This is a genomic window from Microbacterium sp. Root166 (assembly GCF_001427145.1).
GTDB lineage: Bacteria > Actinomycetota > Actinomycetes > Actinomycetales > Microbacteriaceae > Microbacterium.
This window is the reverse complement of record NZ_LMGL01000002.1, coordinates 572526-586536: the sequence shown is the minus strand read 5'-3', so window position 1 is coordinate 586536 and position 14011 is coordinate 572526. Positions and strand designations below refer to the sequence as shown.

The window sequence follows — 14011 nt, the reverse complement described above, 5'->3', positions numbered from 1 at the left end:
TCCGGGTGTCTGAAATCACCCCCGATCTCGTGCGCCACCTCGGTGTGCTCGCCCGCATCCAGCTGAGCGACGAGGAGGTGCAGCGCCTCACGGGACAGCTCGATGCGATCGTCGACAACATCGCGAAGGTGTCGGAGGTCGCCACCCCCGAGGTCACGGCGACGAGCCACCCCATCCCGCTCGAGAACATCTTCCGCCCCGACGTCGTGGGCGATCAGCTGACGCCCGCCCAGGTGCTGCAGAACGCGCCGGATACCGCAGACGGCCGCTTCCGAGTGACCGCCATCCTCGGCGAAGAGCAGTAAGGACCCCCGTGACCGATCTCACGAAGCTGAGCGCCGCCGCGCTCGCAGACAAGCTCACCGCCGGCGAGGTCTCCAGCGTCGAGGCCACGCAGGCCCACCTGGACCGCATCGCCGCCGTCGACGGCGACGTCCACGCGTTCCTTCACGTGAGCGATCACGCCCTCGACGTCGCCGCCGAGATCGACCGCCGCCGCGCGGCCGGCGACCGGCTCGGCCCGCTCGCCGGTGTGCCGCTGGCGATCAAGGACGTCCTGGTCACCACCGACATGCCGTCCACGAGCGGATCGAAGATCCTCGAGGGGTACGTGTCGCCCTACGACGCCACCGTGGTGGCGCGCTCCCGTGCCGCCGGCCTGGTGCCGCTGGGCAAGACGAACATGGACGAGTTCGCGATGGGCTCCTCCACCGAGCACTCGGCCTACGGCCCGACCCGCAACCCGTGGGACCTCGACCGGATCCCCGGCGGCTCCGGCGGCGGCTCGGCTGCCGCGGTGGCCTCCTTCGAGGCGCCGCTGGCGCTGGGCTCCGACACCGGCGGCTCGATCCGCCAGCCGGCGCACGTCACCGGGACGGTCGGCCTCAAGCCGACGTACGGCGGCGTCAGCCGCTACGGCGCGATCGCGCTGGCCTCGAGCCTCGACCAGGTCGGTCCGGTCACTCGTACGGTGCTCGATGCCGGCCTGCTGCACGACGTGATCGGCGGCCACGACCCGCACGACTCGACGTCGCTGCAGGACGCGTGGCCGTCCTTCGCCGATGCCGCCCGTGAGGGCGCCCGCGGCGATGTGCTCAAGGGCCTTCGCGTCGGCATCATCAAGGAGCTCCCGGACGCCGGCTTCCAGCCGGGCGTGTCCTCGTCGTTCCGCGCGGCTCTGGCCGCGATGGAGGCGCAGGGCGCCGAGATCGTCGAGGTCAGCGCCCCCCACTTCGAGTACGGTGTGGCCGCGTACTACCTGATCCTCCCGGCCGAGGCATCCAGCAATCTTGCGAAGTTCGACTCGGTGCGCTTCGGCCTGCGCGTCGACGTGCCCGGCGGGACCGTCGAGGACGTGATGGCCAAGACGCGCGACCAGGGCTTCGGCGACGAGGTCAAGCGCCGCATCATCCTCGGCACGTACGCGCTGTCCGCCGGCTACTACGACGCCTATTACGGCTCGGCACAGAAGGTGCGCACGCTCATCCAGCAGGACTTCGACACCGCGTTCGGTTCCGTCGACGTCATCGCGACCCCCTCCGCGCCGACCACGGCGTTCAAGCTGGGGGAGAAGATCGACGATCCGATGCAGATGTATCTCAACGACGTCACGACGATCCCCGCGAACCTCGCGGGAGTGCCCGGCATCTCGATCCCGTCGGGTCTTGCCGAAGAGGACGGTCTGCCGGTCGGCATCCAGTTCCTCGCGCCCGCACGTCAGGACGCTCGGCTGTACCGGGTGGGCGCCGCGCTGGAAGCCGTGCTGGTCGACTCGTGGGGTGCGCCGCTGCTCGAGCGCGCTCCGATCCTCGGAGGGGCACGCTGATGGCCAAGGACAAGCTGATGGACTTCGACAAGGCACTCGAGCAGTTCGAGCCGGTGCTCGGATTCGAGGTCCACGTCGAGCTCAACACCAAGACGAAGATGTTCTCCGGCGCCGCAAACCCGGCGCACTCGGACAACCACGACGCCGCGCCGAACACACTGGTCGCCCCGGTCGACATGGGACTGCCGGGCTCGCTTCCGACGGTCAACGCCGAAGCCGTGAAGTTCTCGATCAGCCTCGGGCTCGCCCTCGGCTGCTCGATCGCGCCCTCCAGCCGGTTCGCCCGGAAGAACTACTTCTACCCGGACCTCGGGAAGAACTACCAGATCTCGCAGTACGACGAGCCGATCGCCTTCGAGGGTTCCGTCGACGTGGAGCTCTCGGACGGATCGATCGTTACGGTGCCGATCGAGCGGGCCCACATGGAAGAGGATGCAGGCAAGCTGACGCACGTCGGCGGCTCGACCGGTCGCATCCAGGGCGCCGAGTACTCGCTCGTCGACTACAACCGCGCCGGCGTGCCGCTGGTGGAGATCGTGACGAAGCCCATCTTCGGCGCCGAGCACCGTGCGCCCGAGATCGCCAAGGCGTACGTGCAGACGATCCGCGACATCGTGCTCTCGCTCGGCATCTCCGAAGCGCGCATGGAGCGGGGCAACCTCCGCTGCGATGCGAACGTCTCGCTGCGCCCGCGCGGCCAGGAGAAGCTCGGCACGCGCACCGAGACGAAGAACGTGAACTCGATGCGGTCGGTCGAGCGCGCGGTGCGCTACGAGATCCAGCGTCAGGCGGCCATCCTCGCTGCCGGCGGCACGATCATCCAGGAGACCCGTCACTGGCACGAGGACACCGGCACCACGTCGCCGGGCCGTCCGAAGTCCGATGCCGACGACTACCGCTACTTCCCCGAGCCCGACCTCCTGCCCGTCGCGCCTGCTCTCGACCTCATCGAAGAGCTGCGCGCCGCCCTTCCGGAGCCCCCGGCGGAACGCCGTCGGCGGCTCAAGGCCGGCTGGGGGTTCACCGACCTCGAGTTCCAGGACGTCGTCAACGGCGGCCTCCTCGCCGAGGTCGAGGCGACCGTGGCCGCCGGCGCCGCACCCGCGGCCGCACGCAAGTGGTGGACGGGCGAGCTGACCCGCATCGCGAATGTGCAGGGCCGTGAGGCGTCCGACCTCGCGACCCCGGCGGACGTCGCCGCGCTGCAGGGTCTCGTCGACTCCGGTGCGCTCAACGACAAGCTCGCGCGCCAGGTGCTCGAGGGAGTCGTCGCGGGCGAAGGAACGCCGCAGCAGGTCGTGGACGCCCGCGGACTGGCCGTCGTCTCGGATGACGGTGCCCTGATCGCCGCGATCGACGAGGCGCTCGCTTCGCAGCCGGACGTCCTCGCCAAGATCCGCGACGGCAAGGTGCAGGCCGCCGGCGCCGTCATCGGCGCCGTCATGAAGGCCATGAAGGGCCAGGCCGACGCGGCACGCGTGCGCGAGCTCGTGCTGGAGCGCGCCTCGGCGTCCTGACCCGACCCGCCGACGTCGGAGGCTGCAGGCAGAATCGGATCATGGGACGCGGCGACGGCACGGGACGCATCGTCTCCGCCGACGGCGCGGACGACACCGGCGCCGGCATCCTGCATGTCGACATGGACGCGTTCTACGCGTCGGTCGAGCAGCTCGATGATCCGTCGCTTCGCGGGAAGCCGATCATCATCGGCGCGCCCGAGAGCAGGTCGGTCGTCTCGAGCGCGTCGTACGAGGCTCGCCGGTTCGGCGTGCGCTCGGCCATGCCGGTCGGGCAGGCGCTGAGGCTGTGCCCGGCCGCCATCGTCGTGCTGCCGCACTTCGACCGCTACCTCGAGCTCTCCGGGCAGGTGATGCGCATCTTCCGTGACGTCACCCCGCTGGTCGAGCCGCTGTCGATCGACGAGGCCTTCCTCGATGTGCGCGGGGTGCGGCGGCTGTGGGGGAGTCCCGGTGTCATCGCCCGTGATCTGCGAGCGCGCGTCCTGGCCGAGACCGGGCTGCCGTGCAGCATCGGCGTCGCCGCGACGAAGCACGTCGCGAAGATGGCGTCGACCATCAGCAAGCCTGACGGGCTGCTGATCGTCGCCGAGGCCGACACCGCCGCCTTCCTGGCTCCACGGTCGGTCCGCGCGCTCTGGGGCGTCGGGCCCAAGGCGTCCGAGGCACTCGAGGGACGCGGCATCCACACCGTCGCCGACGTTCTCGACATCCCGCGCGAGGTGCTCGACCGTGCGCTCGGGCCGGCGATGGGGGAGCGTGTCTGGCATCTCGCGCGCGGGGTGGATCCCCGACAGGTCGACACCCACCGGGTCGAGAAGAGCGTCGGCCACGAAGAGACGTTCCACGAGGACATCACTGACCCTGCGATCCTGCGTTCGGAGCTGCGGCGTCTCGCGGACCGCGTCGGCGCGCGCCTTCGCGCGGGCGGGTGGGAGGCCACCACCATCGCGATCAAGGTGCGATTCGCCGACTTCACCACCGTCTCACGGTCGCAGACGCTTCCCGAGCCCACCGCGGTCGGACAGCGGATCGGGGATGCCGCGCACGAGCTGTTCGCCTCGCTCGAGCGCCGGCTTCCGGTCCGGCTGATCGGCGTGCGCGCCGAGAAGCTGCGTGAGACCGGCTCTGCGCCGCTGGCACTGTGGGACGACGACCGGGAGTGGCGCCGCATCGAGGACGCCCTCGACGGAGCGGCCGCCAAGTTCGGTCGCGGCGCGGTGACGCGCGCGACGCTGCTCGGCCGTTCGCGAGGTGGCGGGTCGATCCCGTCGAGCCCGCCGCCACCCAAGCTCGATCAGGGCTGACAGCGGGCGCGCATGGCGGGTAGCGTGGAGCCATGCCCAACATCGCACTCGAGCTCGGCAAGCAGTCCGCATCCTTCGGCGTGACGAGCGCCTACGGTGAGCAGCAGGATGTCGACGGCGTCCGCCTGATCCCCGTCGCGATCACGTGGTCCGGCTTCGGCGGCGGCTCCGATGAGGCCGGGAATGGCGGCGGTGGAGGCGGCGGCTGGACGGTGCCGCTCGGCGCGTACATCCGCAAGGGCGACGACCTCCGGTTCGAGCCGAACCTGGTCTCTCTCGTCGCCGTCGCGATCCCCTTCGTCTTCTTCGCCGGTCGCGCGCTCAGCCGTGTCATCCGAGCGCTCAAGAAGTAGCTCCGATCCGGTCGCACTCGCTCTCGACGCCGCTGCGTCGAGAGTCATCGGTGCGATCACGGACCTCGGAGCGGTGAATCCGGTCGTTCTCATCGACGGCCGCAGCGGTGCGGGAAAGTCCTCCCTCGCTCGCATGCTGATCGCACGCTGGCCGCTCGCCGGCCGGGTGCAGCTTGTTGCGCTCGACTCGCTGTATCCCGGGTGGGACGGCCTGGACGGCGGCGTCGGACTCGCGCGTGAGCAGATCCTCGTCCCGCACGCCCGGGGCCTGATGGGGGTGTGGCAGCGCTGGGACTGGGAGGAGTCGGCGCCGGCGGAGGCTCATGCGGTGGATCCGTCGCTTCCCCTGGTGGTGGAAGGGTCGGGACTGCTGACCCCGGCGACGCAGGGCCTCGGAGATGTACGGGTCTGGCTCGACTCGCCCGCCGCATCGCGCCGGCAGCGTGCGCTCGCCCGTGACGGCGAGACGTACCGGCCGCATTGGGATCGCTGGGCACGACAGGAGGACCAGCACGTCGCCCGAGACCAGCCCGTCCTCCAGGCCACCCACGCGTTCGTGGTTCCCTGAGCGCGCCTCAGTCGTCGGTGTCGAGTGCCGAGACCAGTCCGTCGAGCCGGTAGCCCAGCCAGTCGTAGATCCCGAAACGGGCGTCCGCGGGATCGTGGTCGTCGGTCTCGGTGATCCCGAGGCGTGTGGCGAGGACCAGGCGGACTGCCGCGAGCGTGCGCAGCCACGCCTGAGCGACGTCCGCGTCCAGGCGCAGCTCGACCTTTTCGAGGAGCAACGACTCCTCCGGATCGTCGGGGAGCCGTGCGGCGGGTTCGAGCGAGGCGAGGACGAGGGCCGCGTCGTCGGCACGGCGTCCGAGGAGCTCGCGCTCGGTCAGGTCGCGGAACTCCTGCGCGGCGTCGGAGTCCTCGTACGCGGCGGGCACGAGACGGTCGATCGCCGGGTCATCGCCGGACGCGGCATCGTCGACGAGCTCGGCGAACTGCCCGGCGAGCCCCGCGAGATGCGCAGCCTCGAGGCGCGTGATCTCGAGGACGACCTCGCGGTTCATGTCGGCGCCCGTCGCACCGTCGCCCAGAGCCCGTAGTCGTGCATCGCGCGGGTGTGGAGCTCCATCTGCTCCCGGGCGCCCTCCGCGACGACGGCGTGGCCCTCGTGGTGGACGGCCAGCATCAGCGCCTCCGCGCGCTCCCGCGGAAATCCGAAGTACTCGCGGAAGACGTGGGTGACGTAGCTCATGAGGTTGACCGGGTCGTCCCACACCACCGTCTGCCAGGGAAGGTCCGGATCGGCTCCCTCGCGGAGCTCGACGTCTTGGTCCAGATCGGGCAGGGCGACCACCATCATGCCCACCCCAGCTCGTGGAGGCGGTCGTCGTCGATGCCGTAGAAGTGTGCGATCTCGTGGACGAGCGTCGTGTGGAGCTCGTCCCTGAGCTCGTCGAGGCTCTCGCATACCGCCAGGTGCGACTCGCGGTAGACGATGATGCGGTCGGGAAGCTCTCCGACCCCGTAGCGATCCCGTTCGGTCAGAGCCCAGCCGTCGTAGAGGCCGAGCAGGTCAAGGCTGCCGTCCTCGGGCCGGTCCTCGACGACGAACACGATGTTGTCGAGCCCGTCGACCATGTCGTCGGGGAGGAGATCGAGCTCGTCGATGACGAGCTGCTCGAACGTCTCGGCATCCATCTCCATCATGATGCCTCGATCGACGCCTGCGTGCGATGCCCGCGTCCCCGCGAATGCGGGGCGCTGTGCTTGGGGTGAGTAACGGGGCTCGAACCCGCGACATCGGCCACCACAAGGCCGCGCTCTACCAACTGAGCTATACCCACCATGTCTCCCGCCTGAGCGGGCAACCAGAAGATTCTCTCACATCTCTGGGGCGAACTGCGACACCGCCGAGGCCGCCGCCGCGCGTGCTCCGTCACTGGTCGGACCCGGCTCGGGTACGAAGACGGCCTGGCGGTAGTAGGCCAGTTCGCGGATCGATTCGAGGATGTCGGCCAGCGCCCGGTGGCCGCCGTCCTTCGCGGGCGCATGGATGTAGGCACGCGGGTACCAGCGCCGGGAGAGCTCCTTGATGCTCGACACGTCGACGTTGCGGTAGTGGAGCCAGTGGTCCACCCGCGGCATGTACTTGGCCAGGAACATACGGTCGGTGCCGATGGTGTTCCCCGCCAGTGGGGCCTTGCCCTCGAGGGGGACGAAACGCTGGATGTACTCGAGCGACTGGAACTCGGCATCCGCCAGGCTCACGCCGTGGGGGATCTCATCGATCAGACCCGACTTCTCGTGCATCTTGGTGACGAACTCGCTCATGTTCGCCAGCGCCGAGGCGTCCGGCTTGATGACCACCTGGAAGCCCGGGTGAAGCGGTCTCAGATCGAAATCGGTCACGACGATGGCGATCTCGACGAGTTCGTCGACGGCGAGGTCGAGCCCCGTCATCTCGCAGTCGATCCAGACAAGCCGGTCGTTCTCCATAGCCCCCACCATGGCTCCATCCTATTGACAGGCCCCGACGCCCAGCGCCCAGCGCCGTGAAGGCGAGCACGAACAGCCCCTCCGGGAGGATTCGAACCCCCGACCTTGCGGGTAGAAACCGCTCGCTCTGTCCCCTGAGCTACGGAGGGAAAGGTGATGCCAGAGTATCGGTTCCCGCCACGCCAGGTCGAACGGTGGCGCATCGCACCGTCACGGCGTAGCGTCGGCCCGAGACGCATCGAAAGGAGTTCTTCCATGAGCACCACGGAGACGCATCACACCCTGTGGGTGGCCTACGGGCCCTCGGGGGTCGTCGGGAGCATACGCAAGGACGAGGACGGCTACACGGTCACGATGGCCGGTGCCGACACCACGGCCGGAACGTATCCGACGATGGAAGTGGCCAAGAGCGCACTGCATTCGCGGATGACCCCCGGCAGCGATTGGCCGCAGTTCCGCGAGCACTGACGCCAGGCTGCGGTCCGGGTCAGCGCCGGGCGGCGTCGCCCGGCGCCGGCTCCTTCCGGTCGTGACCGGCCGGCTGATCCGGCGCGACTGCGGCGGTGCGGGGGCGGCGTGTGTCGAGCAACGGCAGCGCCACGTGCACCAGCGGGCCGATGAGGAACGCGAACAGCACCGTCCCGATGCCGACCGTGCCCCCGAGAAGCCAGCCGATGCCGAGGACCGAGAGCTCGACGAGCGCGCGGCACGTCCAGATCGGCCAGCCCAGGCGGGCGTGCATGCCCGTCATGAGCCCATCGCGCGGTCCGGGCCCGAAGTGCGCTCCGATGTAGAGGCCGGATGCGATCGCCACGACGACGATCCCGCCCAGGAGCTCGGCGAACTGCGCGACCGGCCCCACGGCGGTCGGCAGGACCCAGAGGGCGAACTGCATGCTGGTGCCCACGAGGGCGATGTTCGCGATGGTGCCGACGCCGGGCTTCTGGCGCAGCGGGATCCACAGCAGCAGGACGAAGAAGCCGAGGATGTTCGTGACCCAGCCGATCCCGATTCCGGTGCGAAGGGAGATGCCCTCGGCCAGGACCGTCCAGGGGTCGACGCCGAGTCCGGCCTCGATCGTCATCGCGCAGCCGAAACCGTAGAGGAACAGTCCGACCAGCAGTTGGATCACGCGACGAGTCATGGGCTCTATCCAATCTCAAAATTGGCATCGATGCGCCAGTCCAATCGCGATACGGTGGCACCGTGGACTCCCGGATCTCAGCACGCGCGCTTGCCTCCTCCCTCGGCGGGTGGCGCACGCGCGAACCCGCCTACGAGGCGCTGGCCGACGGCATCCGCCTGCTCTGCCTGGACAATCGGCTCGCGCCGCGCACCACCCTGCCGGCCGAGCGCGAACTGGCGGCCTCGCTGCAGCTGAGCCGCAGCACCGTTGCCGCGGCCTACCGAAGCCTGCGAGAGAGCGGGCACATCGCGAGCCTGCGGGGGTCGGGCAGCGTGACCCTCGCCCTCGCACGCCACGACCCGGGTCGTGCCGCGGCCGCAGAGGGGACGATCGACCTCCAGCAGGCGAGCCCGCCGGCGTGGCCGGGTCTTGCCGGCGTCATGAGCGAGGTCGCGGCGGGCGCTGCAGCGCTCGTCGCACGCGCCGGATATGACGTTCTCGGGCGACGTCAGCTGCGCGAGGCGATCGCCCGTCACTACGAATCGCGAGGCGTGCCCACGACCGCCGGAGAGGTGCTCGTCACGACCGGCGCGCAGAGCGCCATCCACCTTCTCGCCTCGGTGCTGCTCGGACGCGGTGATCGCGTCCTCGTGGAGACGCCCACGTATCCGCACGCGGTCGACGCGCTGCGACGTGCGGGGGCTCGCCTCATCGGCGTGCCGGTGAACACGGACGACGGCTGGGATCTCGACCGCGCCGAGCAGGCGTTCGACCGCACGCTGCCGGCGATGGCCTACCTGATGCCGGACTTCCAGAATCCGACCGGCCGCACGATGACGGCGCGCGAACGCGGGACGTTCCTGCGGGCGGGCGAGCGAGCAGGCTCCGTGCTCGTGCTCGACGAGACCACGGCCGAACTCGACATCGACCGGCCGCATCCCGTGCCCGCCGGCTTCGCCGAAGGCGATCCGGGGACGGTCGTGCGCATCGGGTCACTGGGCAAGACCGTCTGGGGAGGATTGAGGGTCGGCTGGATCCGCGCCGACGCCGACGTCATCCGGCGCCTGGTCGCCGCCCGACCCGCACACGACCTCGGCACGCCCGAGTTCGAGCAGGCCGTCGCCGCTGCACTCCTCGAGAACTTTCCCCGCATCGCTGGGCAGCGGTCGGAGCTGCTCCGCTCGGGGCGCGACGCCCTCGTCGGGGCCCTGGCCGAATCGCTGCCGGAGTGGCGGGTCCCGCGCGTGCACGGCGGAGTCTCGCTGTGGGTGGAGCTCGACGCCGCACTGAGCTCTGCCCTCGTGATGGATGTGCGCGCCCGCGGCGTTCTGCTCTCGGCCGGCCCGCGCTTCTCTGTGGACGGCGGGCACGACCGGCACATCCGCGTGCCGTTCACCGCCCCACCGGAGGACCTGGTCCGTGCGGTGTCGCTGCTGGCGGAGTCGTGGCGCTCGGTACGGGCGGGGGCGCCCGTGTCGATCATCGAGCAGTTCGAGTCCGTGATCTGAGCATCACCGGACGAATCGCAGGCAGTCGATCGCGTCGTCGACCGACCAGAACTCGCCGAGATCCATGAACGCGCGGGTGGCTACGCGGAACCGCCGCGCGCGGAAGCGCACGCCGTCCGCCTGGGCCCGCGCCTGCACGTGGCCGATGACCCGTCCGCTGGCGTCGATCACACGCCACAGGGACGGCGCGGCCCCGGCGAGCCGGACGGGCCTGGCCGGGGTCGGGGTGGGGATGTCGGACTGCTGCTGGTCGGTGTGAGGCATGGACTGCTCCTTCCGCGTTCGAACATATGTGCGACCTCCGACATCGAGTCGGTTCCTCCACAGCGGCGGCCGGCGCCGCACCGTCCCCAGAGATATCGGCACGCCCGGCATCGCAGACGCAGGAAAGGCAACCTGGTGCGACCGCCGGCGCTCGACGGGCACTCGGGCGCCGGCGGGACCGGGGATGGACCTCGGTCCGAGAGAGGACTCCGACATGAACGACACCATCTCCATCACCGGGAACGTGGCGACGCCGCCCGAACACAAGCGCACACCGGCCGGTGTCGCGATCACCACGTTCCGGCTCGCGAGCGGGCAGCGCCGGTACGACCGCGCAACGGGAGCCTGGATCGACAGCGGCACCAACTTCTACACCGTCTCGGCCTATCGGAGCCTGGCCGATCACGCGTTCCAGTCGCTCAGCAAGGGAGACCGCGTCGTCCTGTCCGGCCGTCTGCGTGTGCGCGACTGGGACAACGGCACGAAGCGCGGAACCGACGTCGAGATCGACGCCGAAGCGATCGGCCACGACCTGCTGTGGGGCACGTCGACCTTCACCAAGGCCGCCCGCCCGTCATCCGATCGGAACGACGCGTCGGGCTCACAGGCGTCTGCGGAGGAGCCGGCCCGGGGCGACGTCGGTGAGCCCGGCGACGACGAGTGGGCTGCGCCGGGCGTGGCCGACGGCTCATCGGGGGACTGGCCGGTCGCCGGCGCAGAAGCCCGCGAGTTCGAGCTCGCCGCGGCCGAAACGCCGTACTGAGCTCCCGGCGGACGCTCGGGGTGGACGCCCTAGACTCTCCCCGTGGCACGACACCCCGAGCGATCCGCGCGGCTCCGGCGCTTCCTTCCCGTCGCTGTCGCAACGCTTGCCGTGGCCACGATGCTCACGGCCACAGGGTGCACACCGGCCGACCCGGAAGCCACGCCCGGGCCCACCCCGACGTCCGACGGCACGACGGTGACCCCCACGCCCGGCGCCACGCCGGCGCCCGATGCTCCTCCGGCCGCGCTCGTCGCAGACGGCACCGCGGCCGACAATCTGCCCGTGTTCGCCGCCGTCACCGCGGCGGTGTGGGCCTCGGCGGACCGCGCGGCCGGCCGTGCCTATGTCGACGCGCTGGCCGCAGCCGGGTTCGACAAGACGGCGATGCAGGTGACGAACGACACCTCGACCGTCGGCAACCCCGCGGAGAGCATCCAGTTCTCCGTGCGGTGGGGCGAGGAGTGCCTGATCGGGCAGGTGGGGCCGGCGACCGGCGAACCCGTCACCGTGGTCGTCCCGGTTCTCACCGAGGGCTCTTGCCTCATCGGGCAGACGCGCCCGATCGACTGGTGACGCGCTTCGCGCCGCGGAACGGGATGCCGCGCGCCCGGTAGGCTGGGACGTTGACGTCGGTAGCGCTAGGAGAACGTTCGAAACATGGCTGAATACATCTACTCGATGGTCCGTGCCCGCAAGGCAGTGGGCGAGAAGCTGATCCTCGACGACGTGACCATGGCGTTCCTGCCTGGCGCGAAGATCGGCATGGTCGGCCCCAACGGCGCCGGCAAGTCGACGATCCTCAAGATCATGGCGGGACTCGACACGCCGTCCAACGGCGAGGCGAAGCTCAGCCCCGGGTTCACCGTCGGCATCCTCATGCAGGAGCCCGAGCTCGACGAGACCAAGACGGTGCTGGAGAACATCCAGGACGGCGTCGCGATCAAGCCGAAGCTCGATCGCTTCAACGAGATCTCCGGCCTCATGGCCGATCCCGACGCCGATTTCGACGCGCTGCTCGCCGAGATGGGGACGCTCCAGGAGGAGATCGACGCCGCGGATGCGTGGGACCTCGACTCGCAGCTCGAGCAGGCCATGGACGCCCTGCGCACGCCCCCGGGCGATGCCGATGTCACCAACCTCTCGGGCGGTGAGCGCCGACGCGTCGCGCTCGCGAAGCTCCTGCTGCAGAAGCCGGACCTGCTGCTGCTCGACGAGCCGACGAACCACCTCGACGCCGAGAGCGTGCTCTGGCTCGAGCAGCACCTCCAGAAGTACACCGGCGCTGTGATCGCGATCACCCACGACCGGTACTTCCTCGACAACGTCGCCGAGTGGATCGCCGAGGTCGACCGCGGACGTCTGATCGGCTACGAGGGCAACTACTCGACCTACCTCGAGAAGAAGGCCGAGCGTCTGGCCGTCCAGGGCAAGAAGGACGCCAAGCTCGCCAAGCGCCTCGCCGACGAGCTCGAGTGGGTCCGCTCCAACGCCAAGGGCCGCCAGGTCAAGTCCAAGGCGCGACTCGCACGCTACGAGGAGATGGCCGCCGAAGCGGACCGCACGAGGAAGCTGGACTTCGACGAGATCTCGATCCCGCCGGGCCCGCGGCTGGGCGGCGTCGTCATCGAGGCCAAGAAGCTCCAGAAGGGCTTCGACGGGCGCTCGCTCATCGACGGCCTGTCCTTCAGCCTGCCCCCCAACGGGATCGTCGGCGTCATCGGCCCGAACGGCGTGGGAAAGACGACGCTGTTCAAGACCATCGTCGGCCTGGAGCCGCTCGACGGCGGCGTGCTCAAGGTCGGTGAGACGGTCAAGATCAGCTACGTCGACCAGTCTCGAGCCAATATCGACCCGAACAAGACGCTGTGGGAGGTCGTGTCCGACGGGCTCGACATCATCACCGTCGGCAAGGTCGAGATCCCCTCGCGCGCCTACGTCTCGAAGTTCGGCTTCAAGGGCCCCGACCAGCAGAAGAAGGCCGGTGTGCTCTCCGGTGGTGAGCGCAACCGCCTGAACCTCGCTCTGACGCTCAAGGAGGGCGGCAACCTGCTGCTCCTCGACGAGCCGACGAACGACCTGGACGTCGAGACGCTCCAGTCGCTCGAGAACGCCCTGCTGGAGTTCCCCGGCTGCGCCGTCGTGATCACCCACGACCGGTGGTTCCTCGACCGCATCGCGACGCACATCCTCGCGTACGAGGGCACCGACGAGAACCCCGACCAGTGGTACTGGTACGAGGGCAACTTCGAGGCGTACGAGCAGAACAAGATCGAGCGCCTCGGTCCTGACGCCGCCAAGCCGCACCGCTCGGCGTACCGCAAGCTCACGCGTGACTGACGACCGGCCGGTCGCCGGCGGCGGGCGCCTCCACCTCCCCATCCATCTGCGGTGGGGAGACCTCGACGCGTTCAACCACGTCAACAACACCTCGATGCTGAAGCTGCTCGAAGAGGCGCGCGTGCGCGCATTCTGGCTGCCCGGCGCGGGGGAGACCGCGCCGGACACCGCCGTGCTCGAATCGAGCATCCACAGCGGCGTGCTCACCCTCATCGCCCGGCAGGAGATCGAGTATCTCGCGCCGGTGCCGTACCAGCGCGATCCGCTGGACGTGCAGATGTGGTTCGGCAAACTCGGCGGCTCGAGCATCGAGGTGTGCTACGAAGTCTGCAGCCCCATCGAGACGGCGGCAGGCGGTGCTCAGACGGTGTACGCCCGCGCGACGACCGTGGTCGTGAAGGTGGATGCCGCGACCGGGCGTCCGCTGCGGTTGTCCGCCGAGGAGCGCGCCGCGTGGGCGCCCTACGTCGGCGACACGATCGACTACGCGCACCGGCGCTGACCGAGCGCTGAAA

General features: G+C 69.8%; 18 protein-coding genes and 2 tRNA genes. 12 read left to right on the top strand and 8 right to left on the bottom strand.

Annotation, left to right across the window (positions count from 1 at the left end):
- Nucleotides 1-5 precede the first annotated feature (5 nt).
- The 6 genes from gatC to ASD56_RS10570 all read left to right on the top strand — a co-directional run bounded on the left by gatC (nucleotide 6) and on the right by ASD56_RS10570 (nucleotide 5570).
- Complete coding sequence (gene gatC / locus ASD56_RS10595; protein ID WP_055965346.1) at nucleotides 6-305, top strand: Asp-tRNA(Asn)/Glu-tRNA(Gln) amidotransferase subunit GatC; 300 nt, start codon at nucleotides 6-8, stop codon at nucleotides 303-305.
- An 8-nt stretch (nucleotides 306-313) separates the two neighbouring features.
- Nucleotides 314-1825 carry an Asp-tRNA(Asn)/Glu-tRNA(Gln) amidotransferase subunit GatA gene (gene gatA / locus ASD56_RS10590; RefSeq protein WP_055965343.1) on the top strand — a complete coding sequence of 504 codons (1512 nt, stop codon included), beginning with the start codon at nucleotides 314-316 and terminating at the stop codon, nucleotides 1823-1825.
- The gene (gene gatB, locus ASD56_RS10585) at nucleotides 1825-3342 is read left to right on the top strand and encodes an Asp-tRNA(Asn)/Glu-tRNA(Gln) amidotransferase subunit GatB (protein WP_055965341.1); all 1518 of its coding nucleotides are present in this window, start codon (nucleotides 1825-1827) and stop codon (nucleotides 3340-3342) included. Before gatA ends, gatB begins: the two co-directional genes overlap by 1 nt.
- Nucleotides 3343-3383: 41 nt before the next feature.
- Nucleotides 3384-4649, top strand: coding sequence for a DNA polymerase IV (gene dinB / locus ASD56_RS10580; protein WP_055965339.1), 1266 nt, complete (start codon nucleotides 3384-3386; stop codon nucleotides 4647-4649).
- Between the two features lie 32 nt (nucleotides 4650-4681).
- The gene (locus ASD56_RS16495) at nucleotides 4682-5002 is read left to right on the top strand and encodes a hypothetical protein (protein WP_055965336.1); all 321 of its coding nucleotides are present in this window, start codon (nucleotides 4682-4684) and stop codon (nucleotides 5000-5002) included.
- Between the two features lie 73 nt (nucleotides 5003-5075).
- Nucleotides 5076-5570, top strand: a complete 495-nt coding sequence (locus ASD56_RS10570) for a hypothetical protein (RefSeq protein ID WP_235565651.1) — start codon at nucleotides 5076-5078, stop codon at nucleotides 5568-5570.
- Between the two features lie 7 nt (nucleotides 5571-5577).
- On the opposite strand, the gene ASD56_RS10565 is transcribed toward ASD56_RS10570, so the two are convergent.
- The 6 genes from ASD56_RS10565 to ASD56_RS10540 form a co-directional block, all read right to left on the bottom strand.
- Nucleotides 5578-6063, bottom strand: a complete 486-nt coding sequence (locus tag ASD56_RS10565; protein WP_055965329.1) for a DUF2017 family protein — start codon at nucleotides 6061-6063, stop codon at nucleotides 5578-5580.
- Entirely contained in the window at nucleotides 6060-6359 is a 300-nt protein-coding gene (gene clpS, locus ASD56_RS10560; protein ID WP_442922399.1) for an ATP-dependent Clp protease adapter ClpS, read from the bottom strand. The genes ASD56_RS10565 and clpS overlap by 4 nt, the downstream gene beginning before the upstream one ends.
- Complete coding sequence (locus ASD56_RS10555) at nucleotides 6356-6706, bottom strand: metallopeptidase family protein (protein WP_055965897.1); 351 nt, start codon at nucleotides 6704-6706, stop codon at nucleotides 6356-6358. Before ASD56_RS10555 ends, clpS begins: the two co-directional genes overlap by 4 nt.
- A 61-nt stretch (nucleotides 6707-6767) precedes the next feature.
- Nucleotides 6768-6843, bottom strand: a tRNA-His gene (locus ASD56_RS10550).
- A gap of 37 nt (nucleotides 6844-6880) precedes the next feature.
- Nucleotides 6881-7507, bottom strand: a complete 627-nt coding sequence (gene orn, locus ASD56_RS10545; RefSeq protein WP_055965326.1) for an oligoribonuclease — start codon at nucleotides 7505-7507, stop codon at nucleotides 6881-6883.
- Nucleotides 7508-7571: 64 nt separating this feature from the next.
- Nucleotides 7572-7644 (bottom strand) — tRNA-Arg (locus ASD56_RS10540).
- Nucleotides 7645-7750: 106 nt separating this feature from the next.
- Between ASD56_RS10540 and ASD56_RS10535 the strand changes: the two genes are divergently transcribed.
- Nucleotides 7751-7963, top strand: a complete 213-nt coding sequence (locus ASD56_RS10535; protein ID WP_055965323.1) for a hypothetical protein — start codon at nucleotides 7751-7753, stop codon at nucleotides 7961-7963.
- A 19-nt stretch (nucleotides 7964-7982) separates the two neighbouring features.
- Here ASD56_RS10535 and yczE read toward each other — a convergent pair whose 3' ends face one another.
- Nucleotides 7983-8639 (bottom strand): membrane protein YczE, encoded by a 657-nt coding sequence (gene yczE, locus ASD56_RS10530; RefSeq protein WP_055965320.1) that lies wholly within the window; start codon nucleotides 8637-8639, stop codon nucleotides 7983-7985.
- A 62-nt stretch (nucleotides 8640-8701) separates the two neighbouring features.
- On the opposite strand from yczE, the gene yczR reads away from it, so the two are divergent.
- Nucleotides 8702-10129, top strand: coding sequence for a MocR-like transcription factor YczR (gene yczR / locus ASD56_RS10525; protein WP_055965317.1), 1428 nt, complete (start codon nucleotides 8702-8704; stop codon nucleotides 10127-10129).
- A gap of 3 nt (nucleotides 10130-10132) precedes the next feature.
- Here yczR and ASD56_RS10520 read toward each other — a convergent pair whose 3' ends face one another.
- A complete protein-coding gene (locus tag ASD56_RS10520) occupies nucleotides 10133-10393 on the bottom strand; it encodes a hypothetical protein (RefSeq protein ID WP_055965314.1) in 261 nt (86 codons plus the stop codon).
- 214 nt (nucleotides 10394-10607) lie between these two features.
- Between ASD56_RS10520 and ssb the strand changes: the two genes are divergently transcribed.
- The 4 genes from ssb (at nucleotide 10608) to ASD56_RS10500 (ending at nucleotide 13998) form a co-directional block, all read left to right on the top strand.
- A complete protein-coding gene (ssb, locus tag ASD56_RS10515; protein ID WP_082541438.1) occupies nucleotides 10608-11156 on the top strand; it encodes a single-stranded DNA-binding protein in 549 nt (182 codons plus the stop codon).
- A 42-nt stretch (nucleotides 11157-11198) separates the two neighbouring features.
- On the top strand, nucleotides 11199-11732 hold the full coding sequence (locus ASD56_RS16385; protein WP_235565649.1) for a DUF6993 domain-containing protein: 534 nt from the start codon (nucleotides 11199-11201) through the stop codon (nucleotides 11730-11732).
- An 84-nt stretch (nucleotides 11733-11816) separates the two neighbouring features.
- Complete coding sequence (gene ettA, locus ASD56_RS10505) at nucleotides 11817-13496, top strand: energy-dependent translational throttle protein EttA (protein WP_055965308.1); 1680 nt, start codon at nucleotides 11817-11819, stop codon at nucleotides 13494-13496.
- On the top strand, nucleotides 13489-13998 hold the full coding sequence (locus ASD56_RS10500) for an acyl-CoA thioesterase (protein WP_055965305.1): 510 nt from the start codon (nucleotides 13489-13491) through the stop codon (nucleotides 13996-13998). Before ettA ends, ASD56_RS10500 begins: the two co-directional genes overlap by 8 nt.
- The last annotated feature ends 13 nt before the right edge of the window (nucleotides 13999-14011 follow it).

Coding starts and splice junctions, on each gene's coding strand:
- gatB (WP_055965341.1), top strand. CDS start 1,825: ATGGCCAAGGACAAGCTGATGGACTTCGACAAGGCACTCGAGCAGTTC.
- dinB (WP_055965339.1), top strand. CDS start 3,384: ATGGGACGCGGCGACGGCACGGGACGCATCGTCTCCGCCGACGGCGCG.
- ASD56_RS16495 (WP_055965336.1), top strand. CDS start 4,682: ATGCCCAACATCGCACTCGAGCTCGGCAAGCAGTCCGCATCCTTCGGC.
- ASD56_RS10565 (WP_055965329.1), bottom strand. CDS start 6,063: ATGAACCGCGAGGTCGTCCTCGAGATCACGCGCCTCGAGGCTGCGCAT.
- clpS (WP_442922399.1), bottom strand. CDS start 6,359: ATGATGGTGGTCGCCCTGCCCGATCTGGACCAAGACGTCGAGCTCCGC.
- ASD56_RS10555 (WP_055965897.1), bottom strand. CDS start 6,706: ATGATGGAGATGGATGCCGAGACGTTCGAGCAGCTCGTCATCGACGAG.
- orn (WP_055965326.1), bottom strand. CDS start 7,507: ATGGTGGGGGCTATGGAGAACGACCGGCTTGTCTGGATCGACTGCGAG.
- ASD56_RS10535 (WP_055965323.1), top strand. CDS start 7,751: ATGAGCACCACGGAGACGCATCACACCCTGTGGGTGGCCTACGGGCCC.
- yczE (WP_055965320.1), bottom strand. CDS start 8,639: ATGACTCGTCGCGTGATCCAACTGCTGGTCGGACTGTTCCTCTACGGT.
- ASD56_RS10520 (WP_055965314.1), bottom strand. CDS start 10,393: ATGCCTCACACCGACCAGCAGCAGTCCGACATCCCCACCCCGACCCCG.
- ssb (WP_082541438.1), top strand. CDS start 10,608: ATGAACGACACCATCTCCATCACCGGGAACGTGGCGACGCCGCCCGAA.
- ettA (WP_055965308.1), top strand. CDS start 11,817: ATGGCTGAATACATCTACTCGATGGTCCGTGCCCGCAAGGCAGTGGGC.